Origin of the sequence: Paraburkholderia sp. IW21 (assembly GCF_041321145.1) — a bacterium.
Lineage (GTDB): Bacteria > Pseudomonadota > Gammaproteobacteria > Burkholderiales > Burkholderiaceae > Paraburkholderia.
Window position 1 is genome coordinate 27062 of sequence record NZ_JBGGWA010000022.1, and the last position, 24689, is coordinate 51750.

At 61.3% G+C, this 24689-nt stretch carries 21 protein-coding genes and 3 pseudogenes; 14 read left to right on the forward strand and 10 right to left on the reverse strand.

From position 1 onward, the window contains the following. Positions 1-527: 527 nt before the first annotated feature. A pseudogene (locus ACAX43_RS32070) lies at positions 528-870 on the reverse strand (transposase); the annotation flags it as partial. Between the two features lie 7 nt (positions 871-877). On the opposite strand from ACAX43_RS32070, the pseudogene ACAX43_RS32075 reads away from it, so the two are divergent. Further along, positions 878-1462 (forward strand): annotated as a pseudogene (locus ACAX43_RS32075) (IS256 family transposase); the annotation flags it as partial. 143 nt (positions 1463-1605) lie between these two features. Here ACAX43_RS32075 and ACAX43_RS32080 read toward each other — a convergent pair. Beyond that, positions 1606-2436 (reverse strand): IclR family transcriptional regulator C-terminal domain-containing protein, encoded by an 831-nt coding sequence (locus ACAX43_RS32080; protein ID WP_370712344.1) that lies wholly within the window; start codon positions 2434-2436, stop codon positions 1606-1608. 135 nt (positions 2437-2571) lie between these two features. Here ACAX43_RS32080 and ACAX43_RS32085 point away from each other — a divergent pair, with 135 nt between their 5' ends. The 8 genes from ACAX43_RS32085 (at position 2572) to ACAX43_RS32120 (ending at position 11035) form a co-directional block, all read left to right on the forward strand. Next, a complete protein-coding gene (locus tag ACAX43_RS32085) occupies positions 2572-3846 on the forward strand; it encodes an aromatic ring-hydroxylating dioxygenase subunit alpha (protein WP_370712345.1) in 1275 nt (424 codons plus the stop codon). 2 nt (positions 3847-3848) lie between these two features. After that, entirely contained in the window at positions 3849-4319 is a 471-nt protein-coding gene (locus tag ACAX43_RS32090) for an aromatic-ring-hydroxylating dioxygenase subunit beta (protein ID WP_370712346.1), read from the forward strand. Then, positions 4316-5347 (forward strand): PdxA family protein, encoded by a 1032-nt coding sequence (locus ACAX43_RS32095; RefSeq protein WP_370712347.1) that lies wholly within the window; start codon positions 4316-4318, stop codon positions 5345-5347. The genes ACAX43_RS32090 and ACAX43_RS32095 overlap by 4 nt, the downstream gene beginning before the upstream one ends. 30 nt (positions 5348-5377) lie before the next feature. Then, on the forward strand, positions 5378-6373 hold the full coding sequence (locus ACAX43_RS32100; RefSeq protein WP_370712348.1) for a 2Fe-2S iron-sulfur cluster-binding protein: 996 nt from the start codon (positions 5378-5380) through the stop codon (positions 6371-6373). A 42-nt stretch (positions 6374-6415) separates the two neighbouring features. Then, a complete protein-coding gene (locus ACAX43_RS32105) occupies positions 6416-7768 on the forward strand; it encodes an MFS transporter (RefSeq protein ID WP_370712349.1) in 1353 nt (450 codons plus the stop codon). Positions 7769-7918: 150 nt separating this feature from the next. Beyond that, complete coding sequence (locus tag ACAX43_RS32110; RefSeq protein WP_370712350.1) at positions 7919-9055, forward strand: porin; 1137 nt, start codon at positions 7919-7921, stop codon at positions 9053-9055. Between the two features lie 865 nt (positions 9056-9920). Then, the gene (locus ACAX43_RS32115) at positions 9921-10364 is read left to right on the forward strand and encodes a helix-turn-helix domain-containing protein (protein ID WP_370712351.1); all 444 of its coding nucleotides are present in this window, start codon (positions 9921-9923) and stop codon (positions 10362-10364) included. Beyond that, entirely contained in the window at positions 10364-11035 is a 672-nt protein-coding gene (locus tag ACAX43_RS32120; protein ID WP_370712352.1) for an IS630 family transposase, read from the forward strand. Before ACAX43_RS32115 ends, ACAX43_RS32120 begins: the two co-directional genes overlap by 1 nt. Before the next feature lie 351 nt (positions 11036-11386). Here ACAX43_RS32120 and ACAX43_RS32125 read toward each other — a convergent pair whose 3' ends face one another. The 3 genes from ACAX43_RS32125 to ACAX43_RS32135 all read right to left on the reverse strand — a co-directional run bounded on the left by ACAX43_RS32125 (position 11387) and on the right by ACAX43_RS32135 (position 14305). Next, positions 11387-12667 carry an IS1634 family transposase gene (locus ACAX43_RS32125; protein ID WP_370712353.1) on the reverse strand — a complete coding sequence of 427 codons (1281 nt, stop codon included), beginning with the start codon at positions 12665-12667 and terminating at the stop codon, positions 11387-11389. A gap of 296 nt (positions 12668-12963) precedes the next feature. Then, positions 12964-13299, reverse strand: a complete 336-nt coding sequence (locus ACAX43_RS32130; RefSeq protein WP_370712354.1) for a hypothetical protein — start codon at positions 13297-13299, stop codon at positions 12964-12966. A 151-nt stretch (positions 13300-13450) separates the two neighbouring features. Beyond that, complete coding sequence (locus ACAX43_RS32135; protein ID WP_370712355.1) at positions 13451-14305, reverse strand: helix-turn-helix domain-containing protein; 855 nt, start codon at positions 14303-14305, stop codon at positions 13451-13453. Between the two features lie 507 nt (positions 14306-14812). Between ACAX43_RS32135 and ACAX43_RS32140 the strand changes: the two genes are divergently transcribed. Then, entirely contained in the window at positions 14813-15490 is a 678-nt protein-coding gene (locus ACAX43_RS32140; protein WP_370712356.1) for a type 1 glutamine amidotransferase domain-containing protein, read from the forward strand. Positions 15491-15897: 407 nt separating this feature from the next. Here ACAX43_RS32140 and ACAX43_RS32145 read toward each other — a convergent pair. From ACAX43_RS32145 to ACAX43_RS32155, 3 genes and pseudogenes are all read right to left on the reverse strand, one after another. Beyond that, positions 15898-16230 (reverse strand): annotated as a pseudogene (locus ACAX43_RS32145) (amidohydrolase family protein); the annotation flags it as partial. Between the two features lie 24 nt (positions 16231-16254). Further along, complete coding sequence (locus tag ACAX43_RS32150) at positions 16255-17040, reverse strand: alpha/beta fold hydrolase (protein WP_370712357.1); 786 nt, start codon at positions 17038-17040, stop codon at positions 16255-16257. Beyond that, a complete protein-coding gene (locus tag ACAX43_RS32155) occupies positions 17037-17918 on the reverse strand; it encodes a fumarylacetoacetate hydrolase family protein (RefSeq protein WP_370712364.1) in 882 nt (293 codons plus the stop codon). The genes ACAX43_RS32150 and ACAX43_RS32155 overlap by 4 nt, the downstream gene beginning before the upstream one ends. Before the next feature lie 152 nt (positions 17919-18070). Between ACAX43_RS32155 and ACAX43_RS32160 the strand changes: the two genes are divergently transcribed. Together ACAX43_RS32160 and ACAX43_RS32165 are read left to right on the forward strand one after the other, a co-directional pair. After that, complete coding sequence (locus ACAX43_RS32160) at positions 18071-18787, forward strand: FadR/GntR family transcriptional regulator (RefSeq protein ID WP_370712358.1); 717 nt, start codon at positions 18071-18073, stop codon at positions 18785-18787. A 27-nt stretch (positions 18788-18814) separates the two neighbouring features. Continuing rightward, positions 18815-19561, forward strand: coding sequence for a phytanoyl-CoA dioxygenase family protein (locus tag ACAX43_RS32165; RefSeq protein ID WP_370712359.1), 747 nt, complete (start codon positions 18815-18817; stop codon positions 19559-19561). Between the two features lie 317 nt (positions 19562-19878). Here the strand turns inward: ACAX43_RS32165 and ACAX43_RS32170 are convergent, their stop codons facing one another. Together ACAX43_RS32170 and ACAX43_RS32175 are read right to left on the reverse strand one after the other, a co-directional pair. Beyond that, complete coding sequence (locus ACAX43_RS32170) at positions 19879-21318, reverse strand: aldehyde dehydrogenase family protein (RefSeq protein WP_370712360.1); 1440 nt, start codon at positions 21316-21318, stop codon at positions 19879-19881. Then, positions 21315-22256 (reverse strand): LysR family transcriptional regulator, encoded by a 942-nt coding sequence (locus ACAX43_RS32175; protein ID WP_370712361.1) that lies wholly within the window; start codon positions 22254-22256, stop codon positions 21315-21317. Before ACAX43_RS32175 ends, ACAX43_RS32170 begins: the two co-directional genes overlap by 4 nt. 288 nt (positions 22257-22544) lie before the next feature. On the opposite strand from ACAX43_RS32175, the gene ACAX43_RS32180 reads away from it, so the two are divergent. Together ACAX43_RS32180 and ACAX43_RS32185 are read left to right on the forward strand one after the other, a co-directional pair. Continuing rightward, complete coding sequence (locus ACAX43_RS32180) at positions 22545-24029, forward strand: UbiD family decarboxylase (protein WP_370712362.1); 1485 nt, start codon at positions 22545-22547, stop codon at positions 24027-24029. Then, the gene (locus tag ACAX43_RS32185) at positions 24022-24642 is read left to right on the forward strand and encodes a UbiX family flavin prenyltransferase (RefSeq protein WP_370712363.1); all 621 of its coding nucleotides are present in this window, start codon (positions 24022-24024) and stop codon (positions 24640-24642) included. The genes ACAX43_RS32180 and ACAX43_RS32185 overlap by 8 nt, the downstream gene beginning before the upstream one ends. Positions 24643-24689: the final 47 nt, after the last annotated feature.

Consider the following 24689-nt stretch of genomic DNA (forward strand, 5'->3'; position numbering starts at 1 on the left):
CCACCGTCGACATTACTGCTGCGCCGTCCTCAGGAAACTGAATTTGCCTATGCAAAAGCCGAAAACCACTACCGATTGACACGGAAAATCATATCAGTCCAATTGTCCGCCCACGTCAGAGGTTTGGCCATGGCAGGTGAGCCGCGAGGCAAGCTGTTGGGCAAGTGGATATGAGAACGCGGAGAAAGCGAATGACGGGCGGTAATAGCCCGTATAGGGGTTCAAGATTTGCCCTGACCTGAAAGGGTGCAGACTTCCGTGTGGTGCAGTTGTCGCAGATCCACTTTTGAGATTCATTGGAGGGAAGCTTGTGAGAGACCGGTAGGACTACGGTTCAGCGCCCTTCATCTCAGCGATGAGACGGATCAACGATGTGATGCTTGCGAAGGCCTTGCGCAGCGTGGCAAGACCGGCGTCCGTACGACGTTTAACACTGTGCTCGAGCCGTATGCGGGGAAAGCTCGCACGTACGGTTCTTCGGGGGCCGCGTTTCCGGAAGGGGGCGCGGCTACCCTCTAAGCGACCCCGTATATGCCGACCAGTTGCGGCTCGAACGTCGCCTGCCTGTCACGCGGAATATCCAGGTTCAACTCGCCATTGGGCGTTATGACCGTCTTCGGGCTCGTGCCGTTGCAGTGGTTGCCGGCCTTGCCCTGCCCGGCCTCAGCAGTCAGGTGATGCGTCAGTTCGGCCGCCAGCATGCGCTCGGCCAGTTGCTTCTTGAGCAGGCCGGCCAGGCCCGATTCACCGAGAATCGGCTCGGCATCCTTGTTCTGTACCTAGGCCAGCAGTTGATCAATCAGTTCATCCGGAAACAGCTTCGGCGTGCTCGGTTTGTTGCTCTTCTTTGTCGCTTGTTGTTTCGGTCATCAGGGCGTTCCTTTCGGTCTTCAACGAGCTGAAGAACCGCGGTTTGCACGACATCCTGATTGCAGTGGTCGATGGCTTGCGCGGCTTCCCCGAAGCGATCGAGGCAGTTTATCCGGCCGCCCAGATCCAGACCTGCATCGTGCATTTGAACCGCAATTCGCTGAATCTGGCGAGCTGGAAAGACCGCAAGCCGTCGGCCGCCGCGCTCAAGCCGATCTATCAGGCCGCCACGGCCGAAGCGGCGGCAGCCGCGCTCGAAGCCTTCTCCCAAAGCGACTGGGGCCGTAAATTCCCCACCGTGGCGGCGATGTGGCTGCGTCAATGGGAGCAGGTGATCCCGTTCTTCGCCTATCCGCCCGAAGTGCGTCGGATTATATATACGACCAACGCCATCGAGAGCATGCACATGCAACTGCGCAAGATCGTCAAAAACCGCGGCCACTTCCCCAGCGACGAAGCCGCCAGCAAGCTGCTGTATCTGGCCTTGCGCAACATCGAAAAGGATTGGAAGATGCCGCCTATCACCTGGCGGCAAGCGGTCAATCAGTTCGCCATTCTGTTCGGCGAGCGGTTCACCAATGGCATCAGCTGAGACTTTTTACAGCGACCTCAGCACACGAAATTCCTGACACGTCCCAGATGGCGCACTTTGCTGCGGCAGACTGAGCGACACCGGTCCCGCTGCCGGACCGGGCGAAGTCGATAGCCGCCTGATCAAGGAGAGGGACGCTTTCGCTACAGCGCGCGTTGCAGCCGCGCTGCCACGTTCCTTAGAACAGGCAGGAATTTCTGCTCCAGCGTTTCCACGCTAACCCGTCCGGAAAACACACTCACGCTGAGCGCGGCCTCGATCTCCCCGCTGCGATTTCTCACCGGCACCGCCATCGCGGACATACCAATCTCCAACTCCTCGTTGCTGATCGCATAGCCTTCTTCCGCCGCGCGCCTGACGGCCTGCAAGACCGCGGCCGGCGTCGCGAGCGTCCGCGCGGTCAGCCGTTTCATCGGCGTGGGGTCCAGATGCCGGTTGATTTCTTCTTCCGTCAAATCTGATAGCAGGACGCGGCCGGTTGCGGAGCAATACGCGGGCAATCTGCCGCCGAGCTTCACACCCGTCGAGACGATTCTGATCGCTTCCGCGCGCGCGATGAACACCGAGTAACCCTCGTCCATGACCGCCAGCGACACCGACTCCTGCAACTCGTCGCGGGCATTCGCGAGAAGCGGCTGCGCGATTTGCGTCAACGAAGACGTGCTGAGGTAAGCGCTGCCCAGTCTCAGCATGCGCGGCAGCGGCGTAAAGAACTTGCCGTCGTGCGCGAGATAGCCGAGATCGACCAGCGTCAGCAGACAGCGGCGCGCGGCGGGCCGGCTCAGATCCGCAAGATGCGCGGCGTCCGATACGGTCATGCGCGTGGTCGATGCGCCGAACGCCTCGATGATCGCAAGCCCCTTGGCGAGGCCCGCCATCCCTTCCTTTGCGCGCACCTTGCCGCCCCCTTCGATGCCTTCTTCGGCCGACGACGCGCCTTCCTGATCATTGACAGGTTCTTTGACTGATGTCATATTTAATCTACATATCGAACGACGTACGGTATTCGAACACATTCAACCGGGCCTGTCAACTTCGCCGGTGCCCGAAGAACTGTCTTCCCAGACCGGTAACGTTTAACGGTCCGTGCAATACATGGAGCAAGCAACTTGAACATCATCCCCATCAAGCCGGCGCGGCGCGCCAGCATTGTCTGGCCGTCCGAAGGCCTCACGCGCGTGCCCTATACGCTGTTTCAGGATGCAGACGTCTACGCCGACGAGCAGGACGCGATTTTCCGCGGCCCGAACTGGAGCTATCTGTGCCTCGAAGCGGAGCTGGCGAACCCGGGCGATTTCCGCAGCAGCTTTATCGGCGATACGCCGGTGGTGGTCACGCGCGACACCGACGGCGAACTCTATGCGTTCGAGAATCGCTGCGCGCATCGCGGCGCGATGGTGTGCCTGGAAGACCTGGGCAATGCGAAGGATTTCAGCTGCGTCTATCACGCGTGGACGTACAACCTGCAGGGTGATCTGCTCGGCGTCGCGTTCAAGGACGGCATTGGCGGCAAGGGCGGCATGAAGCCGGACTTCTGCGAGGGCGATCATGGTCTGCGCAAGCTTCGGGTCGCGACGCTGCATGGCCTCGTGTTCGGCAGCTTTTCCGACGACGTCGCGCCGCTCGATGAATATCTCGGCGAGGAAATCGTCGAGCGTATTGCGCGCGTGCTCGAAGGACGCACGCCGGTCGTGCTCGGCCGCTTCACGCAGATGCTGCCGAACAACTGGAAACTCTACTTCGAGAACGTCAAGGACTCGTATCACGCGAGCATCCTGCATCTGTTCTTCACCACGTTCCAGTTGAACCGCCTGTCGCTGCGCGGCGGCATCATTGTCGATCCGAGCGGCGGGCATCACGTCAGCTACTCCGCTGTCGACCATGCCGCGGAGGCCGCCGCACAAGCAAAAGCCGCCAGCGATTACGTGGATCAGAAGATCCGCTCCGAAAGCGAGCACCGGCTGGAAGACACCTCGGTGCTGGCTGGCACGGACGAATTCGGCGACGGCGTCACGCTGCAGATTCTTTCGGTGTTTCCCGGCTTTGTGCTGCAGCAGATCCAGAATGCGATTGCGGTTCGGCAGATCTTGCCGCGCGGCACGCAGCAGACCGAACTGAACTGGACCTACCTCGGCTTCGAAGACGACACCCCTGAATTGCGCGAAATGCGTCTGCGGCAAGCGAACCTCGTGGGACCGGCCGGTTATGTGTCAATGGAAGACGGCTGTGTCGGCGGCTTCGTGCAGCGAGGCATCGACGGCGCGAGCGACAGCAGCTCGGTGATCGAGATGGGCGGCGACAGCGCTGAAAGCAGCGAAAGCCGCGTGACGGAAGCGTCCATTCGCGGCTTCTGGAAGGCCTACCGCAACGCAATGGGATACTAGAAATGGCGCAAGACATCCATCAACTGATTGCCCGCGCGCAAGCCGAATACGTGCGCTGCATCGACGACGGCGATCTCTCGCAGTGGCCGGCGTTCTTTACCGAAGCATGCGTCTACAAGGTCACGACCGCCGAGAACTACAAGCGCGGGCTCGCGGGCAGCATGATCTACGCGGCCTCGCGCGGCATGCTGATCGACCGCGTCGCTTCGCTGCGCGATGCGAACATCTACGAGCGCCACGCTTACCGGCATCTGCTCGGCCAACCTTATGTCGTGAGCGAGAGCGAACAGGAAGTGCGCAGCGAAACCTCGTTCATGGTGGCGCGCATCATGCGCGACGGCACGACGACGCTGTTTGCCACGGGTCGCTACTGCGACGTGTGTGTGGTCGAAGAGGGCGGCGTGAAGCTGCGCGAACGTATCGTCGTGTGCGACAGCTCGCGTATCGACACGCTGTTGGCACTGCCGCTATGAAACAGCCGACGAGCCACTCCCTAACCATCGCGCTGGCGATCGGCGACCCGAACGGCATCGGTCCCGAGATTGCGGTGAAGGCCGCCGCGCAGAGCGCGCGCGACATGGCCGATGCCGGTCCGACGCGGCGTCTGGTTCTGTTCGGCGATGCGTTCGTCATTCGCTGGTATGTGCAGCGCTGCTGTCCCGGGATGACGCTTCGGCAAGTGCGGGCCGACGATTTGCCCGCGGCCGAACCCGGCGCGATCGACGTGGTCGACGTCGCGTCGCTGGGTGCCGAAGCATTCGTGCCGGGTGAAGTCGCGGCCGCGGCCGGAACCGCGACGCTCGCCTATGTCAGCGTCGCGCTCGCTGCCGCGCGGGCGGGCAACGTCGACGTCGTGATCGCGTGTCCGCATTCGGAGACGGCGATCAATGCGAGCGGCGTGCGCTTCGCCGGCTATCCGGGCTTCGTCGCGCAGCAGATGGGCGTGCCGGCTGACGACGTGTATCTGCTGCTGATCGGCGGCGGCCTGCGCATCGTTCATGCGACCTTGCACGAAGGCATTGCATCGGCGCTTGCGCGGCTCGATCAGCGTCATATCGTACGCGCCGCGCGAGCCGCCGCGCAAACGCTGCAATTGATGGGCATCGAGCGCCCGGTGGTCGGCCTGATGGGCATCAATCCGCACGCGGGCGAAGGCGGGCTGTTTGGCCGCGAGGACATCGACATCACCGAACCCGCCGCGCGGCAGTTGCGCGACGAGGGCATCGCCGTGATCGGACCGGAAGGCGCGGACCTGTTGCTGACGAATCCCGATGTCGACGTGTTCGTCGCGATGTATCACGACCAGGGGCACATTCCCGTCAAGCTGCGCGCGGGCCGCCATAGCGCGGCGCTGTCGATCGGCGCGGGCGTGATGTTCTCGAGCGTCGGCCACGGCAGCGGCTTCGACATCGCGGGCACGCTGCGCGCCGATGCCGCGCCGCTGCTCGGCGCGCTGCGCCTCGTGACAACGGGGACCGTGCTCCCCGCACAGGCCGGCTGAAACGTCTTAACCGCTCATCGAGGTCACATTTTGGATTACCAGATTTCCATCGCGGGAAGCGATGTCGCATTCCGCTGCGCGCCGGGCGAAACCCTGCTCGACGCCGCCGAGCGTTCGGGTTACAGCGTGCCGTACTCGTGCCGAAAAGGCGTGTGTTCGACCTGCGAGGGCGGCCTGGTGGCCGGCGCAGGCCGCTCGTCCGTGCAGGGCGAGGTGGCGGGACCGGCCGAGCGCGTGCTGATGTGCTGCCTGCGGCCGTCGTCGGACATGACGATCGCGCCGCGCAAGATCGAAAAGCGTGAGCCGGGTGTGCGCAAGACGCTCGACATGTCGGTGTATCGCGTCACGCAACCCGCCGCCGACGTCAGCGTCGTGCAGTTGCGCCTGCCTACCGGCTCGCGCGCGAAGTTCCGCGCCGGTCAGTATCTGCAGATCGAACTCGAGGACGGCAGCCGCCGTAATTATTCGATGGCGAATCCGCCCCATGAAAGCGACAGCGTGCAGCTTCACGTGCGCCACGTGCCGGGCGGCAAGTTTTCCGGCAGCGTGCTGGGCGGGCTCGAGAAAGGACAGAAGCTGCGCATCGAATTGCCTTTCGGCGAATTCACGCTACAGGACGAATCGACGAGTCCCGCGATTCTGCTGGCAACCGGCACGGGCTTCGCGCCGGTCAAGTCGATCGTCGAGGACGCGATCAAACGCAAGCTCGAACGTCCGCTCCATTTGTACTGGGGCGCGCGCCGTCAGGAAGACCTGTATCTGTTCGAGCTGGCGCAGAAGTGGCACGCGAGCGGCAAGCTGACGTTCGTGCCCGTGTTGTCCGAGCCGCACGATGATTGGACCGGTCGTCGCGGCTTCGTGCACGAGACGGTGCTCGAAGACTTCGGCTCGCTCGCCGGCTATCAGGTCTATGCGTGCGGCAACCCGGTCATGACGAGTGCCGCGCAGCGCAGCTTCGTCGAAGCAGGCTTGCCCGACGAGGATTTCTTTAGCGACGCCTTCGTGCACACCGATATCCGTCCTTAGAAGACGCGACGCTTTCCCACACAATAACCAGGAGACAAATCCGTGGCATCCCCCTTTATCGACGTAGTCGAGGTCATTGAACGCCAGAAGGTCGGAGCAGGGCAGTGTCTGGTCGTACTGCTCTGTGCGCTGCTGATGTTCCTCGACGGCTTCGACACGCAGGCGATCAGCTACATCGTGCCGGTGCTGTCAAAAGACTGGCATTTGCCGCGTGAGATTCTCGGCTCGATCTTTTCCGCCGCGCTGGTCGGCCTGATGATCGGCTATCTCGCCATCGCGCCGCTGTCGGCACGCTTCGGCCATAAACGCATGATGCTGACGAGCACGCTGCTGTTCGCGGTGTTCACGATGCTGACCGTGTTCGCAACGAACGTGACTGAACTGATCGGCCTGCGGTTTCTGACGGGCATCGGCCTGGGCGCGGCCGCGCCGAGCGCCGTTGCGCTGACCTGCGAATTCGCGCCGAAGCGGCTGCGCGCCACCTTCGTGTTGCTGGTGTATTGCGGCTTCTCGCTGGGCTTCGTCGTGGCCGGACTCACGGCCGGCACGCTCGTCCCCGCGTACGGCTGGCAATCGTTGATGCTGGCCGGCGCAATCGCGCCGCTTGCGCTGACGCTGCCGCTCTCGTGGCTGTTGCCGGAGTCGCTGGCCTTTCTGCAACGGCGCCCGCAAGGCAATGAGCGCATGCGCGCCGTGTTGCAGCGGCTCTTCCCTCGTGTCGACGTGCCGCTCGGCAGTACCTTCTGGCTCGAAGACCAGAACGAAACGCGTGCGAGTGTCGCGGCGCTTGTCAGAGGGCCCACGTCGATCGGCACCGTGCTGCTCTGGCTGATTTTCTTCCTCAACCTGGCCGAGTTCTACTTCATGCAGAGCTGGCTGCCCACGATGATGACCGGCCTGAAGTATTCGCCGTCGGCGATTGTCTGGGTGACCGCGCTGCCGACCATAGCGGGCGTGCTGTCGGCCGTGCCGCTCGGCCTAGCGATGGATCGCGTCGGCCCGTACGTGACGCTGACGGTGATGTACCTCGCGGGCTGGGTGTTCATGTGGCTTGTTGGCGGCGCGTTCTCCGGCAGCATTGCGTGGTTGATGGTGATGGTCTTTTGCGCCGGCTTCTGCATCAGCGGTGGGCAGAAAAGCGTGATCGCACTCGCGGCTGTCTACTATCCGCCGAACCTGCGCTCGACCGGAGTGGGCTGGGCGCTCGGCATCGGTCGGCTCGGCGGTATCGCGGGGCCGCTGATTGCAGGCATGTTGTATTCGGCGCACTGGACGCCCGCGGAAATCTTCCGCGTCTCGGCGTGGCCCGTGCTCGTCGCCGGTCTTGGCGTGTTCGTGATGGGGCGCATCTACGGTTCCCGTACCGTGGAGGCCGCGACGAGCACCGCAAGATAGACCGGAGATTCAGTTTTCAGCCGGCGGCCTGTCGCTTCCGGCTGATTCATCGAAGTACCTCCGCAAAACAATCATTTAAAAAATCCAGCGAGGTCTGCCGTTTTCTCGCGCTCCCGCGAGAAGGCGCGGACTCGTCACGCCTGAGACATTATGAAAAAGACCTCAATCGCATTGTTGACTCTGCCGCTCCTCGCAGGCGCGGCTCATGCGCAAAGCTCAGTCACGCTGTACGGCTTCCTCGACACCGGACTCGTGTACGTGAACAACCAGTCCGGGCACGCTAACGTGCAAATGATCAACGGACAAACGAACGGCAGCCGCTGGGGTTTGCGCGGCAGCGAGAATCTCAGCGGCGGCCTGAAGGCCATCTTCACGCTTGAAAACGGTTTCGACACGTCGAACGGCAAGCTTCTGCAAGGCGGCCGCGAATTCGGTCGCCAGGCGTTTGTCGGGCTTGGCAGCGATACGTGGGGCACCGTGACGCTCGGCCGCCAGTATGACCCGATGACGGAACTCATCGGCGCGATTGCCGCGACTTCGATGTGGGCATGGCTGGGCACGCATCCCGGCGACTTCGACAATCTGAACTCGACGTTTCGCGTGAACAACGCGGTGAAGTATCAATCGCCGAAGTTCCACGGTCTGCAGGCGAGCGGCATGTTTGCGCCCGGCGGTGTGCCGGGCAACTTCGCGTCGGGGCGTGTCTACGCATTGGGGCTGAAGTACGCGAATGGCCCGTTGAGCGCCGCGCTCGCGTACGACAACATCAACAACCCGTCGGTGTTGGTGCTCGATAGCGCGCTTTCGCCGGGCCAGGCAGGCTACGTGAGTCCGAGCAGAACCCCGGTGTTCAGCGGCTTCGCTTCGGCGAATGTGTGGCAGATCTTCGGGGCGGGAGCTTCTTACAAGATCGGGCAGGGCAGCATTGGGCTCGTCTATACGAACGCGCGGTTTCAGGACATCCGGCGCACTGCGTCCACGCCGAACACCGGCAACGCGAGTTTCAACAGCTACGAGATCAATGGCCGCTACAACGTTACGCCCGCATTGCTGATCGGCGCGTCGTTCGACTACACAAAAGCGCCCCGCGCCAAATACGAGCAATTCGATTTCGGTCCGAACTACTCGCTTTCCAAGCGTACCGACATCAATCTGGTCGGTGTGTGGCAGCACGCGTCGGGTATCGATTCGACAGGCCATGCCGCGGTCGCGGCAATCAGCACGTTGGGCCAGTCGTCGACGCCGACTCAGGTCGCTGTCAAGCTTTCATTACGGCATCGCTTTTGAACACCGCCTCCGCCCGACTTTGCTAGCCCACGATAATCAATAATGCACTGGCATGCCGTAGAAAACCGGCATGCCAGTCACGTGGCGCGCGTGCATACCTCGCGATGCCTTCGATTCAGGTCGCGGATTGCCACGTCGCCGGAATGCGATAACCTGACATGACCGGCTGGCAATTTTACTTTTCTGGCAAAAGCAGAGGCGCACGTCATCAATACCGACGCAGGGATTTTTGCTGTGAAGGGCACCTCAGGCGCACCGCTGCAGTCGACCGCTGTTGAGGTCGGCTATGGCTCCGCCGTCCAACCCGACCGTCAGGTTAAGGAGAAAATTATCGCTGGGAGTTCGCATTCCCTCCCGACAGTCGACTGGCCGGTAGTTACCGACTGCACGCGCCCAGTCCCTTCGCCGTAAGCCGCCGCTCGAAAACATCCGCCCTGCGTCGGCGGCAGCTTGTTGGCGTCATATCTCAGCGGGAGCAACCGGCCATGAGCGGTCCCTTGTGATCCGTTCGCGAATGTATGCCCAGGGGCGCCCGCCTTTTGGTGACGGGGTGACGGCGACTCGTCGACTGAGTCGCCCTGTACAAAGCGTATACCGTCAAACGCGAGCAAGCGTTAGCTTTTGAGGGATCGAACGGTCACTCGTGACCTAAACTGGACCATCAAAAGCCGCAAAGTCGGAAGTTCGCGGACTTACTCGACGGCGGGAAGGCTACTGATGATGGCATAACGGTGCTCTTCCGCGACGTCACGCGCGAACACGAGCACGCGGCGCAGTTGGAATTTGAAGCTAGTACCAAGACACATAAATAACGAAACATACTTACACTCTATGTATCGCCATTTGGCTTACGTGAGGTGTGCTGATGCGTCAGACCGAACTGCAGTTGAGCGATGCGGACCGAAGGGTCCTCGATGAAATTCGACACAGGGGAGTTCATCATTCACGAGAAGTGAACCGGGCGCACGCGTTGTCGTGTCTGGATCGTGGGATTCCGGAGGCGCAGATCATGGAAGTGCTGGGGATCGGACGCACAGCCCTGTGGCGCACGAGGTCAGCCTACCTGCAAGGCGGCGTCGATCTGGCCGTATTCGACGTTGCGCGCTCCGGTAGGCCGCGACAGTACGACACGGATGCCGAGGCACGCCTGACGGCGCTGGCATGCTCGGCGCCACCCGAGGGGCGGCAGCGCTGGACGATCATTGATCTCGAACGTGCTGCGCGCCAGGAATTGGGCCTTGGCAACGTCAGTCGGGAAACCGTACGACGCATGCTAAAAAAAACGACCTCAAACCCTGGCGGCGGCTGATGTGGTGCATCGGCACGCTCACCGAAGAGTACCGGTGCCGCATGTACAACCTGCTCAAGTTGTACGCCAAGCCGCTGCGCTGTGACGAGCCGGTGATTTGCATCGACGAGAAGAGTCTGCAACTCATTGCGCATAGTCGCGCGCCGCTGCCCATGGCGCCGAGCGCACCGACCAGGCAGGACTATGAATATGTTCGCCGGGGCACAACGAATCTGTTCGTGGCCGTCGAGCCCAAGGCGGGACAGCGCGTCGTCTCGGTGACCGATCACCGTGGCAAGACGGACTTCGTCGGCTTCGTCCAAGGGCTTCTCACCAACACGTATGCGGCTGCCCGCCGCGTTCACCTCGTACTGGACAACCTCAATATCCATTTCAGAAAATGCTTCGACGATGTACTGGGAAAGCGCGCAGCCGGTAAGCTGCTGCGCCGGGTACGCTTCCACTACACGCCCAAGCATGCAAGTTGGCTCAACATGGCAGAGATCGAGATCGGCATCCTTACGCGCCAATGCTTGAAGCGGCGTCTCGCAAGCCGGCAACTTCTGAAGCAAGAAGTTGCTACTTCGCAAACCGATCGAAACGCGCTACGACGAACTATCGAGTGGAAGTTCACCCGACAGGATGCAGACCAGAAACTCGGGCGCCATTATGTTTCGAAACTTACATGGTGATGTACTAGATTCGTCTTGAAGACCTGCGTGGTCTGACGAAAAAGCCGGCGGTTTTCTGGAACCGAGACACACGCCGGCAACGATGTGAGGACCGGCTAGGTGCCGCCCGGTAGCCCCGTGCAAAGCCGGTGACATCAGGCGCGGGGGGGCAAACTGACGAGCGAGCCCGGACTCGCACCGCCAGCTCCTGCAAGTCAGACCAGAACGGCCCGAATCCGGACCTGGTCTGAGGCGGGAAGTCTGAGCGCGACGACACGGGCGGACAAACGCCTGGCCTCTAACCCGAAGTTTGACTCGGCGCCCGAGCCAACCTGTTGAAGCGCTTAGAGATTTACGAACCAAATGGGGTGGCTACTGGGAACAGGCGGGGTCGATACCGAGCAGCGCGAAGGCTTTGCTCTGCAATGGTGTGGGACGGGTCGTGATGACGATCTTGGCCTGTGGATTGACCGGGGTGGAAGTGATGTTATAGGTCAACGTGGCGAGGTCTTGCAGCAGCGTATGCAGGCTATGCACCGGTAGTTCATCATCGGTACGATGGCGCGCGGCTTTGGCTTTGGCCCCCTCGGAGCGCGGCGTTGGCATCACCGGATTGGCGCGCTGATCACGCAGCACCGCCAGTTCCTCATCGTCATGCAAGAGCGGCTTGAGTGCCTCGCGAAGATGCCACTCGACGTAGTACGCCAGCATGCATAAAAACACGTGCGCGCGCACGCGTGCCTCGCTGAAGTGATAGATCGGACGCACGTGCAGGTCGACAGTCTTCATCGAGCGGAAGGCCCGCTCGACCTGCGCCCGGCTCTTGTAGGCCAGGACCGTCTGGGCGTCGGAGAGCCGTTCACTCGGCACATTGGTGCGCAGTACATAGAGTCCATCAAGCGCGGCTTCGGCATCGATCTGTTGCTGCTTGCGGGCGAACGTAAAGCTCGTCTCGGTGATGTCCAGCTCGAAGTGCTTGGCCATCCGGTAGCGTTCGATCACGCGACCCACGCGCAAGCCGATCTTGTCCTGGCCATGCAGGCGATTGCGGGGGCGCGCGGTGGCCTGCGCAATCGCGGCCAGTTCCGCTTCGGTGGCCGCCAGCAGCTCGGCGCGCTTTCTGGCACGCTCCTCGGCCAACGCCGGATTGCGGCAGACCACCAGCCGCTCGCCCGGATAGCGCGCGCTGTCGAGTGCGATCAGGCCGCGCTCGTCGAACAGCGAGGGCTGCCAGGGGCCGCGCTCCTCGATCAGCTCGGCAATCTGTGGCGAGCGCAGCGCGGTGATCCAGCTCATGCCCGCCGGGCGCAGTACCTGTTCGATGCGCGCACTGGTGATCATGTTGCGGTCCCCCACCCACACCACCCGCGACAGGCCAAAGCGCTGCCTGAGCTTATCGACCTGTGCCGCGAGCGTGGCGGGATCGGCGGTGTTGCCGGCAAACACCTCGACTGCCACCGGACAGCCGTCGGCGGCGCACAGCAAGCCGAACACGATCTGCGGGTCATCGCGTTTGCCGTCGCGCGAGTAGCCGTAGTGCGCGAGCGCGCAGTGCCGACCGGTGCGTTTGACGACCTTGCCGCCCTCACGATAGCCCTCACGCAGAAGGATCGCGGGCGGAGAATTCCGGTTCGGGACGGTCTCGATATACATGGGTTAGGGATAGACAATGTGACCCATAAATCAAGGCAAAAACCATCAAGTTATCTGTAAGTTACATGGGAACATTTAACGCACAAAAAATGGCGCAGATGCGCGCCACTTCTTGCTCAGCAGTGTTTCAGGGGTGCAAACGTTGGTCTAACGTACCTGCTGCAGCACAGCTGCGTACTCTCTACTGCGCAGCGACATCAGCGATGCCGCGAAGCAGAGGCAACCTAACCGTTCTCGCGGACGCCGATAAAACGACGATGTTAGGCCGCAACAAACATCGTCGTAATAGAGGTGGGCTATTTGTATTCGATGAGGACTTCGCGGTACGGGGCGGGCCCGGCATTGAGAGCCTTGTGCGTTGCAGGCACGCGCGCGCCCTTGCCAATCTCGGAGAGCACCTCCAGGTAGCCGTCCTCCAGCTTTAGCGAGAAGATTCCCCCCGTGGGCACGTCGAACACCCCCAGGTCCTTACCTTCTTCATCGTAGATTTGTAGCGGCGCGCCTGCAATCGCATACCACATGTAGTTGTGCTCGTGCGTGTGAAGGGGCGTGCATTCTCCGGGTTCGAGGGTGAAATTCCACACGATTACCTTGTCGTTCTCGAAAACTTTTTCACTGCCTACTCCGGCCATGATTGTCTCCTTATGTAATGGACTCTTTATCGGTCATCCCGAAGGTCGCCGCGGAAGAAGTACTTCCAGGTCGTCGCCCGGTTCTTTTTGTTATAGGTGCCAATCTGCCGTTTGAACTGTCGACTTATCTTTCCGGATGGTCCTTTTCGCATTACCTGGAAGTCGGAGAGACCAGCTCAACTTTCCGACGGTACTGACTAGGTGTAACCCCCTGTTGAGCTACAAAGAAGCGCGTGAAGTTGCCGGGCGACTCAAAGCCCATCTGCAAGCCGACGTCCATCAAGGGGGCATCGGACGAAGAGACTCGGGCAATCGAGGCTTCCATGCGCAGCATGGTCGCAAATGTTGCCGGCGTCACGCCAGTCTGTTTGCGGAAGAGGTGAAAAAAGTGAGGTCGAGACAGGTTCGCTGAGCGCGCAATCTCATCGAAATCAACCGTAATCCCACCCGTGTACTGCATCAGCTCGATACAGTGCCGGATGCGTGCGTCGAACGCGAACCCTCCCATTAACTCGCATGCCGAAAGGTACGCCGAGGGTTGAGCTTTCGCAGTTATTTCCGCAATCAGCGCGACTATCGTCTCCTCCACGATTTTTGCCGACGGTGACTCCATCACAGCAAGCATGTCTAGCAGCTCGTCACGAATTCGTGCAATCCTGCCTTCCACCGCGCAGCCAGGCCTGCCGAAAAACCGTGGATGAGCGCTCAGCGAGAAACGCCGGTCAACTTTACGAAGCCAGTCTGGCTCCAGGTAGAGCGCCAGAAGAGTTGCCGGTGGGGAAAGGGGCTTCTGCTCATAGAAGTGCGGCTCACAGGCATTAACGAGAAGCACGGTTCTGGCGTCGAGGCGATGCTGCCGCTCCCTGATGCCAAATTCGATTGCTCCCCCGCCTACCTTGAATATGATGTGACACACGCGATGCGCATGGGCCGCCATTGGCTTGTCGACGAGCACCAGTGCGACTCGACCGAACTCTCCATGAAGAATTCTCAGGGCGTCTGACATTTCATCGTCTCCTATTCTCGTCTGCCGTTTCGCCCGGTTCAGCGGGGGAACGACATTTCGCGTACGGCAGTGCACACAAAAAAACTGATGCATCGGCTCGTGTAACCTCAGCCTCGACCTTGTCCCCGCCGTTGGCAAGTGAGCCGATGAAGGTGCCCGGCGGGCCATACCCAACGACTTTAGGGTTTGCGCAAGGTGGCGGGCGTCCCCGGCCCACATCATCTGCCACCTCGTTCCGGACGACCGAATCCTGCTCAAACGCGCGCTCCGTGTGGCGTCGAATACGATACCGACCTGCAATGCAAAGGCGTCCCCTACGGCCCGAGCTGGTTGAACGCGCCTCTGCGGCCAAGGTATATACGACTGCACATAGGCTAAAACACCGCACACACTGCTGTCGACACATTTATTGACGGGTTTCTGTTGCCTCGCAACCTTTGCCCACAGTTTTGGTCAGAACGAAGCGTGTCCCGCTGGTAATCCAACTGACCAACATTGGAGTTTGTTATGGAAATCCTTATGGTTTTGACGTCCCACGACCAGCTTGGTAGCACAGGAAAAAAGACCGGATTCTGGCTCGAGGAATTTGCCTCGCCCTTCTATGTGTTCAAGGACGCAGGAGCAAAAATTACGCTAGCTTCTGTCAAGGGAGGTCACCCACCTCTTGACCCAAAGAGTGACGAACCCGATGCGCAAACCGAGTCAACAAAACGCTTCCGTGCTGACAAGGACGCGCAGGAGTTGCTCAGTAATACTCATCCGCTGTCGGAGGTCGATGAAGCGGCATACGACGCAGTCTTCTATCCCGGCGGCCACGGCCCGCTGTGGGACCTTGCCGAGGACTCGAAATCGATATCGCTGATTGAAGCATTTCAAACAGCGGGGAAACCGGTTGCGTTTGTCTGCCATGCGCCTGGCGTCCTTCGACACGTTAAGGGCGCCGACGGAAAGCCTTTCGTGAACGAGAAAAAGGTCACCGGCTTTTCTAATTCGGAGGAGGCTGCAGTCGGGCTTGTCGACGTGGTTCCGTTCCTTGTCGAGTCGGAGCTGCAAAAGCTCGGCGGACATTACAGTAAAGGGCCAGATTGGGCGAGCCACGTAGTGGTCGACGGACAGTTGGTGACGGGGCAGAACCCCGGCTCATCGGAGGCGAGCGCAAAGGCAGTCGTGAAGTTGCTTGCCTGAAATGCGACGAAGCAGTCGACACCCGAGCGGTCGCGGTGTCGACTCTGTGGCGTCCCAGGAGCACCTTGTAACGTTGCTGGTCGATATTCCCGGTTCAAATGACGATGCGCTGTGCTCGTGGACAGACTGAGAGGCCGCACCGCGGCTCCTGCTGTGGTTAGCCGACTCCCATCAGAAAGTGCCGCTAACGCGATTGCAAACGGGCCGGGAAGTGGAGCTCGGCCTGCCATTGAGGGTGGCGGCAGGCCGTACAACGCCATCACTGAATTGGCGGCACAATGCGAAGCTTTTCGGCCAACACCTGGGGTGTCGCGCTCCGACATGGCGAGCGCCGGATACACGTCGCTGCGTACTCCATCGCGCTCGACGTCAGCCATGTCGTAGAGTGCTGCGCTATGCAGCTCATCAGCCGAGGTTGGACCGTTAGCCGACGTCCATCCCATTTCCAGGTAACGCTTCGCAACGCGCACGCACCAGAGGATATGCTCCTCAGGCGGCATGAACTGAATGGCGCTTAGCGACGGCTGGTCGTTCCACGAGAAGTGCGTGTGTGCCTCTGTCATGCCGGGCATGAGAAACTTGCCGTTCCCGTTTATAACTCGCACTCCATCTCTGGAAGCGGCTTCGTCCCCCTTCGAGACGCTGGTAATTCGGTTGTCTTCAACGAGGACTTCGCCCCTGAACGGGTCGGTACCACTGCCGTCGAAGATGCTTACATTGGTAATAAGAACCTTGTTCATGTCTCCTCCATTATCTCGGCAGATTTACTTGGCCGCTTGATAGAAGCTCTTTAGTTCAGATACACATCCGACCGGCTTTTCAAAGGTCGTCCAGTGTCCGCATCCAGAGAGAATAGTTACCTTACTTCCTGCAATGCGCTCGCCCATCGCCTTGACTGCAGCGGGCTGACCGACACCGTCTTCATCACCAGTAACAAGAAGTGTCGGGACCTTAATCGCCTCGACGTCTGCTCCCTGCGCACCAGCGAGCGCCTCACAGCTTTGTGCGTAGCCTTCCGGCGTCTGGCGCATCACGCTTTCACGAACCAGCGTCACTGTTACAGGCCGCTGCGCCTTCGTTTCTGCGCTCGTCGCGCCTTTGACGATGGCGTCGGCGACTTCCTGGACGCCGGCGATACCCTTCTCGCGGCAAAGTGCAGCGCGCGCTTTCATACCTGCACGACCTGCTTCGGGCGGTTCAATCAGCGTACCGAAGAGCGCCAGGCTCTTGACGAGGTCCGGATGCTTGACAGCAAGATGCTGGGCAACAATCGTACCCATCGAGTGCGCGACGACGTGCGCGGCCGACACCTTCAGTTCACCGAGAACGTCGGCAATCGTCTTGACGTACAAGTCGATGGACAGCGGCTCGGATGAGAGCTCCGAGCGCGAACTGCCCGGCAGGTCCAGACGCACAACCTTCATGCCCTCGAACGCCGGCAAAACTGGCGTCCAGTTGTTCGAGGAGCCCGCCAGACCGTGGATGCACACCACCGGTTGACCGTCGCCTTCAAGTTCCACTACTACGTTTTTAACAAGAGTCGTCGTCATTCATCCACCTCGTTTTCAAGAACACCTACGTTTTCAATTTCGATGCGAACTACATCGCCCTTTTGAAGGAACTTGGGCGGTGTGAACCCAATCCCCACTCCTGCCGGCGTGCCCGTCGCGATGACGTCACCCGGTTGCAACTCGATGCCGGCCGAAAGAGTCTCGATGAGCGTCGGGATGTCGAATATCAATTGCGAGGTATTCGAGTTCTGGCGCAAATCGCCATTGACCCAGCACCTGACATCGATGTTTTGCCCGTCAACTTCGTCTGCCGTGACCAGATACGGGCCCATCGGACAGAAGCCGTCCAGCGATTTGCCGAGGAACCACTGTCGGTGCAGCTTCTGGAGGTCCCGCGCAGTGAAGTCGTTAATCACGGTGTAGCCGAACACGTGATCCATCGCGCTGGCCTTCGAGATGTTGCGACCGGCCTTGCCGATAACGACGCCAAGTTCCGCTTCGTAATCGAGTTGGCTCGTCACGCTCGTGTGGCGAGGAATCTTGTCGCCAGGACCGATGATGGTCGACGCCGGCTTGGTAAAAAGCACTGGCGCCTCCGGCGCATGCTCGCCGTTCTTTGCGCTGCTATCGAAGCCGGAGTTCTGGAACTCCGCGGCGTGTTCGCGGTAGTTCTTGCCCACGCAAAAGATGTTGCGTCTAGGCTGGTCAATCGGCGCAAGAACCTTGACGTCGGCCAGTGGGCTCCCGGCGCTCTTCGGCTTCAAATCTCCCTTCAAATTCGCAAATTTGTGTACCAATTGGGCCATATCGCCAGAAAAGTCCGGGACCAGCGATTGGATAGGCCAATATACGTCCTCGTCCGAATTGACGAGCGCCACGACGTGTTGACCCTCTATCTGTAAGTTTGCAAACTTCACATTCACACACCCCTTGTTAGGCCATTTGGTTTCGATGTTGGTAAACTGTAGAACCATATTGGGCGGAAAGCAACTAGAGGTTAACCAAAATATTTACCAATTGGTACTGCATCGTCTATAATGAGGTCAATGGAAAGTGGGGGAGCAAAAGAATGGGCGACGTTGAAAGTCGTGGCAGCAGCGTTCGGGCGGCAGGCGCGAAATCCTTGGCCGCGTACCTGGACGAAGAAATAGCCTCAGGCCGATTGGGCGATGGGTCGAAATTGCCTGCGGAACGTCTCTTGAGCGAGCAGTTCGGGGCATCGAGGGGTGCCGTACGGAGGGTCCTCGTAGACTTGAAGGAGCGCGGGCTGATTACGCAGTCTGTGGGGAGCGGCACGTTCGTGCGGCCCGGAGCCGCGAGAACGTTTCCAGCAAGAAGTAGGGAACAAGCCGAACCGCCTTCCGCGAACCAGACCAGTCCCGCCGAGCTTATGGAAGCGCGACTTCTCATTGAACCACTGATGCCGCGGCTGATAACACGCAATGCGACAGGAGCCGACTTCACAAAGATGGTTGAGTGCATTGACCGCTCCGAAGCTGCCCAAACCAACGAAGAATTTGAACACTGGGACGGTGAGTTGCACCGCGTCTTCGCGCTCGCAACGCATAACTCGTTTTTCCTCAAGGTTCTCGAGCTGTCTAATCGTGTGCGCGAGCAAGGCGAGTGGGGACGGCTCAAGGCCCGCTCGCTGACTCCGGAACGCCGCAAGGAATATGAGGCCCAACATCGTGCAATTGTCGAAGCCCTGCGAGACCGCGATACGGATGCGGCGGTGAAGGCCCTGACCGGGCACCTTGTTCAGATTCAGCACAATCTTTTTGGCTAGTGGTATTGGAGACCTACCGCGACCGATGTGACTGATCGCCTGCGGGAAGAGGCACGCCACCTGACGGCGCGCACGAAGCATGTCGATCTGGCGAAGGGGCATAGCGCAGAGCATCCGCGAGTTAGACGCATATCAAGCCCGACGGAACTTGATGCGATCTTCCGCGAGATCGCCTTCGATTCGATCCTTGGCGACATCGCAGCCGAACTGGTCGGCGGCGCAGTGAAGTTCTATCACTCGAAGCTCAATTTCAAGTTGCCGGAGGGCGGCGCCGAGATCGGCTGGCATCAGGACTGGCCGGTGTTTCCGCACACGAACACGAATCTTGTTGCGCTGAGCGTGCCGCTAAATGCATCGCGAGCCGGCAACGGGTGCCTGCGCACCATTGCGGGAAGTCACAAGGGCGGTGCTCGCAGTCATTGGTCCGACGGACAGTACACGTTGAACTGCAATCCCAGCATGAAGGACGCTGAACTGGCGCACGCGCTCGACAGCGAACTGGATCCCGGCGATATCGTCGCGCATCACGGGCTGACGGTGCACGGCTCGGGCGTCAATCTCTCCGTCTCGATGCGCAGCACCTACATCATTCAATACGTCGCAGCGGATGCGTTCGCTTACTTCGCACCTGTGATTGACAGCGTGCATCGCGGGAAGATGGTGCGCGGCGAACCGCCGAGGTTTGCTCGCGTGGAGGAGGGCTTGATCGAGTTGCCGCCCGACTTCGACAACGGTTATTCAGGCATCTTTACGTTGCAGAATGCGCAGGGTTGATTGCAGGCCAAGGACCACGCGGGCGTTCGCGCGTTTCCCCTATCGATCCAGCGATCTACGATCACGCGGCGCGTGGACCTTGCTCGAAACTGAACCCGGCGACGCCCTTCACTGCGCCGGTGACCATCCAAACCACATAACATTACAACCTGTCCCGCCCGTTCGGTGCGCTGGCCGATTACTCCGCACAGCACGGCGAAACGTCGAGATTCGCGCGCGTCGAGGCGGGCGTGATCGAGTTGCCGCCCGACTTCGGCGCTGGCTATTCGGGCATCCGTACGTTGCAGAGCAGGCGGAGTGACCGCCCGCTAGCGTACTCAACGAAGCGGTGTCACGCCATCGGGGACGCCTGCCGGCATGCAGATGTGCTTGATCTCCGTGAAGTCGGCGAGCGCATCGTAGCCGTGCAGGCGGCCGAGTCCGCTTTGCCGGTAGCCGCCCGTCTCGGCTTCGGCGAAGAGCTTGTTGTGATCGTTGATCCACACCGTGCCGTTGCGCAACGCGCGCGCGATGCGAAAAGCGCGCGCGCCGTTGTCGGTCCACACGCTTGCGGAGAGGCCAAACACGGTGTCGTTGGCCTTTTCGATCGCCTCGGCTTCGGTTTCGAAAGTCTCCAGTGTGACGAACGGCCCGAAGATTTCCTCCTGGCAGAAGAACGTCTGCGGGTCGCTGTGTTCGACGAGCGTCGGCGACAGAAACGCGTTACCGGAGCGCTCACCGCGCAGCAGCACGCGATCCGCCGAGTCGCATGCGCGGGCGATCGTTTGATCAATTGCATCGCATGTCGAGCCTTCGATCAGCGCGCCGATATCCGTGCTTGCGTCAATGCCGGGGCCCACCTTGAGCGATGCGAGCGCACGCGTCAGGTGCTCGCGCATCTCGGCCACGCGCGATGCTTGCACGAGCACGCGCCGCGCGGCCGTGCATTGCTGGCCCGAGATGATCGTCGCGGCGCGCGCGAGACGCGGCGCGATCGCGGCGATGTCGCTGTCCTCGAAGACAACGCAGCACGACTTGCCGCCCAGTTCGAGGGAGAGCTTCTTCATGCTGTCGGCGGCGGCTGCCGCGATCTTCTTGCCGGTGACAGTCGAGCCCGTGAAGCTCACGACATCCACGTCATGTGACTCCACGAGCCGCTCGGCCGTTGCATGACCGGTCTCGTTGACGAGGTTCACCGCGCCCTTCGGCAGCGCGGTCTGCTCGAAGCAACGCAACATGGCAGCCGTGAGCAGCGTGGTCTGCGCGGCGGGCTTGACGATCGCGGTGCAACCTGCGGCGAGCGCAGGCGCGAGCGATCGCACGAGCAGCACCGCCGGCGCGTTCCACGGCACGATGATCGCGGTGACGCCCGCGGCTTCGCGCAGCATCGTCGAGATGGTGCCGGGTTCCGGCTCCAGCACATGGCCGGCGATGTGCCGCGCAAGTCCCGCGTAATAGCGCACTTCCGAAATCGCGCCCGCTATCTCGCCGCGCGATTGCGCGATCGCCTTGCCGTTCTCGCGCGTAAGCAGGTTCGCGAGCGGCTCGCGTTGCGTGTCAAGCGCGGCGGCCCATGCGAGCAATACATCCTGGCGCAGGCGCGCGTCCTGCGCCCAGGTCGTGCGGTCGAACACATGCCGGGCGGCGGCAATGGCGGCATCGGCCTCCGCTGTGCCGCCTTCGGCGAACTGGCCGATGGATTCGCCGGTCGCGGGATCGATGCTGTCGACAGAGGGCGTGCCGACCCATGCGCCGGCAATCCAGTGTGGTGCGTTCATGCTGATGTTTCCTTGCGAAGAAGAGGGCTGTTCATGTCCGATGCGTTCGAAACCTGATGCAGTTCGTCCGCGATGATTGCGATCAGCGCCTCGGCCGCCGCGCTCAACGGACGTCGCGGGTGACTCACCCGCATGATCTGGCGCACGATGCGCGGCGCGACGATCGGATACGCGCGCAGCCTGCCTCGCCGCACCGCTCGCTCGACGGCGATGCGCGGCAGGATGGTCGCAAAGCGCGAGGTTTCCACGAGCTTCACGATCGTGCTCAGCACGTCGATTTCAAAGCGCGGCGCGAGCAGCACATCCTCGTGCTGGGCGGCGGTATCGAGCACGCCGCGCAAGCCGTGGCGCTTCGTCGGCAGCACGAGTTCGAGTTCGGGCAACTGCGCAAGCTCGATCGCGCGCGGAAGATCCGGGCCGTGCACGGTGCTGGTGGCGAGCACCATTTCCTCGTCGAGGAGCGGCTGCGAATCGAGCGAGAGACGCGCGCGCGGCTTGTTGATCAGCGCCGCATCGAGCTGGCCGCCCGCGACCCAGTCGATGAGGGTCGCGCTATAGCCGTCCGCCACCGTCACTTCGACATGCGGATAGCGCGCGTGGAAGCGCGACAGCGAATCCGCGAGCACGCTCTCTGTCACCGATGCGATCAGGCCGATGCTGACGTGTCCCGTGACGACCTCGTCGCGCTGCACGAGTTGTTGCCGCGCATGCGCGAGGTCGCGCATGATCGGCAGAAAGAGCCGGTACATCAGCCGTCCTGCCGCGGTCGGCGCCATGCCGTGCGCGTTGCGCTCGAAGAGCTGCTGGTGCAGTTCGTCCTCGATCTTCGCGATCTGCATGCTGAGCGCGGGCTGCACGATGCTCAGGCGCTTCGCTGCCCGTGTGACCGAGCCGTCCTCGAAGAGCGCGATGAAATAGTGGATTTGCTTGAGGTCCATATTGGTGTGAAGTAAAGCATCAGCAAATCTAATAAAGGGCAGCATGCGGTATCAGACGACTGTCGAATCACGCGCCGACAGAAAACTTTTCCCGCTCGCGGCTCCTTGCGAGCCCTTATTAATATGGTGTTGCGAAACCGATGTCATCGGGGCTAACTCGTATATCAGTATGAGTGATCGATAACATCAATAAACAGTATTAGAAGTTATACCGCGATGTCGTTACTCTCCATCCACCAACTTGCTGCGCCGGTTCGGGCAGGCAGCCAAGCATTGATGGAGACGCAGATGAACACACGCGACGCCGCAACGAACGGCACCTCTTCCTTTTCGTGGGCACCGGCTTCCGGCGCCCTCACACTGCGCGACTGGCTTGCGCATCTCGCGAAGACCGGCCGCGTTGCGACGATCGACCGGAGCGTCGCGCTGGCACACGAACTCGCCGCGATCGCGAAACGCCTCGACGGCACGCAGGCGGCTTTCTTCACGAAGCCGGGCCGGCACGACGTGCCGGTGGTAAGCGGCTTCATGTCAAAGCGGTCATGGATCGCCGAGGCGATGGGCGTCGAAGAATCGGGCTTGCTCGCGCGGTTTCGCGACGCCGCCGAGCAGCCGATTCTGTCGAAGGTACTCGAGCGCGCCGACGCCGCCTGCCAGCAGGTCGTCCATACCAGCGGTATCGATCTGCAAGCGTTGCTCCCGATCCCCACGCACAGCGAACACGACAACGGTCCGTATATCACGGGGGGTCTCGTGATCGCCCGCAATCCGCGCACCGGTGTGCAGAACGTGTCGATCAACCGCATTCAGGTGCATGGCCCGGACCGCATGGCGATCCTGCTGCTGCCGCGTCACCTCTACGCGTTTCAGAGGGCGGCGGAAGAAGCGGGCGACGCGCTCGACGTGGCAGTTGCCATCGGCGTCGACCCGCTTACGATGCTCGCCTCGCAAGCCATTACCCCGATCGATCACGACGAACTGGAAATCGCCGGTGCGCTGCACGGCACACCGCTGCCGGTCGTGAAGTGCGTGACGAACGACGTGCATGTGCCGGCGTTCGCCGAGATCGTGATCGAGGGACGCATCCTGCCGAACGTGCGCGAACCCGAAGGTCCGTTCGGTGAGTTCCCGAAGTACTACAGCGCACGGGAAGCGCGCGAGGTGATCGAAGTCACGGCGGTGACGCATCGCAGTGATCCTATCTTTCATACGATTGTTCCGGCTGAAATGGAGCATCTTCTGCTCGGCGCGATTCCGCGCGAAGCGACGCTACTCTCGCATCTGCAACGCAGTCATCCCGGCGTGAAGGATGTGCATCTTTCCGTTGGCGGCGTGTGCCGCTATCACCTCTGGGTCCAGTTCGAGAAGAAGCGCGAAGGCGAAGCGAAGAACGTGATTCTTTGCGCATTCGGCGCGCACTACGACATCAAGCAGGTGGTCGTCGTCGATACCGATGTGGATGTGCATGATCCGGCCGAAATCGAATGGGCCATCGCGACGCGCTTCCAGGCGGATCGCGATCTGGTCGTGATCGAAGGCGCGCAGGGCTCGCCGCTCGATCCCTCGACCACCGTCGGCCAGCCCGGGGACGCCCCGCCGCATCTTCAGGGCGTGAGCGCGAAGATGGGTCTCGACGCGACGCGGCCGGTGGTGTATCCGGCGCACGTGTTCACGCGCGTGCATATCCCCGGCCAGGACACGGTCGATCTCGACTCGCTCGTCGCGGCAGACAACACCGCGTTCGACGCATACCTGAGCCGCAGCCATGAATGAGCGAGCCAACGAGCGTATCGTCGTCGGCATCTCGGGTGCGAGCGGTGCGGTGATCGGCGTTCGTTTGCTTGCCGCGCTGCGCCGGCTCGGTACGCACGAGACGCATCTGATCGTGTCCGCGTCCGGCGCGGTGACGGCCGCGCAGGAGCTCGGCCTCGCGCGCGGCGACCTCGACCATTTGGCGGACGTCGTCCACAACGTGCGCGACATCGGCGCGGCGGTGGCGAGCGGTTCGTTCCTCACGGCGGGAATGGTGATTGCGCCGTGTTCGATGAAAACGCTAGCGAGCGTCGCGAACGGCTTCGCCGACAACCTGCTGACGCGCTCCGCCGACGTCGTGTTGAAAGAGCGCCGCCGCCTCGTGCTGGTCGCGCGCGAAACCCCCCTGAACCTTGCGCATCTGCGCAACATGACGCTCGCCACCGAAATGGGCGCGATCGTGATGCCGCCGGTGCCCGCGTTCTACGCGCATCCGAAGACGATCGACGATGTGGTCGATCACACGGTCGGGCGCATTCTGGATTTGTTAGGCATCGAGCATCGCGAAATCGCGCGTCGCTGGAGCGGTCTTGCCGACGAATTCGCGAGCCGCAATGAAGGAGCAGAGCAATGAACCAGCGTGAGACGGCCTTCGCCGATATCAATGCACGCGCTGCGGAT

Bases quoted from the DNA above. Each gene is read 5' to 3' on its own strand.
- ACAX43_RS32115 (WP_370712351.1), top strand. From the start codon at position 9,921: ATGCGTCAGACCGAACTGCAGTTGAGCGATGCGGACCGAAGGGTCCTC.
- ACAX43_RS32160 (WP_370712358.1), top strand. From the start codon at position 18,071: ATGGGCGACGTTGAAAGTCGTGGCAGCAGCGTTCGGGCGGCAGGCGCG.
- ACAX43_RS32125 (WP_370712353.1), bottom strand. From the start codon at position 12,667: ATGTATATCGAGACCGTCCCGAACCGGAATTCTCCGCCCGCGATCCTT.
- ACAX43_RS32120 (WP_370712352.1), top strand. From the start codon at position 10,364: ATGTGGTGCATCGGCACGCTCACCGAAGAGTACCGGTGCCGCATGTAC.
- ACAX43_RS32175 (WP_370712361.1), bottom strand. From the start codon at position 22,256: ATGGACCTCAAGCAAATCCACTATTTCATCGCGCTCTTCGAGGACGGC.
- ACAX43_RS32170 (WP_370712360.1), bottom strand. From the start codon at position 21,318: ATGAACGCACCACACTGGATTGCCGGCGCATGGGTCGGCACGCCCTCT.
- ACAX43_RS32080 (WP_370712344.1), bottom strand. From the start codon at position 2,436: ATGACATCAGTCAAAGAACCTGTCAATGATCAGGAAGGCGCGTCGTCG.
- ACAX43_RS32135 (WP_370712355.1), bottom strand. From the start codon at position 14,305: ATGTCAGACGCCCTGAGAATTCTTCATGGAGAGTTCGGTCGAGTCGCA.
- ACAX43_RS32090 (WP_370712346.1), top strand. From the start codon at position 3,849: ATGGCGCAAGACATCCATCAACTGATTGCCCGCGCGCAAGCCGAATAC.
- ACAX43_RS32185 (WP_370712363.1), top strand. From the start codon at position 24,022: ATGAATGAGCGAGCCAACGAGCGTATCGTCGTCGGCATCTCGGGTGCG.
- ACAX43_RS32095 (WP_370712347.1), top strand. From the start codon at position 4,316: ATGAAACAGCCGACGAGCCACTCCCTAACCATCGCGCTGGCGATCGGC.
- ACAX43_RS32130 (WP_370712354.1), bottom strand. From the start codon at position 13,299: ATGGCCGGAGTAGGCAGTGAAAAAGTTTTCGAGAACGACAAGGTAATC.
- ACAX43_RS32150 (WP_370712357.1), bottom strand. From the start codon at position 17,040: ATGACGACGACTCTTGTTAAAAACGTAGTAGTGGAACTTGAAGGCGAC.
- ACAX43_RS32110 (WP_370712350.1), top strand. From the start codon at position 7,919: ATGAAAAAGACCTCAATCGCATTGTTGACTCTGCCGCTCCTCGCAGGC.
- ACAX43_RS32180 (WP_370712362.1), top strand. From the start codon at position 22,545: ATGAACACACGCGACGCCGCAACGAACGGCACCTCTTCCTTTTCGTGG.
- ACAX43_RS32140 (WP_370712356.1), top strand. From the start codon at position 14,813: ATGGAAATCCTTATGGTTTTGACGTCCCACGACCAGCTTGGTAGCACA.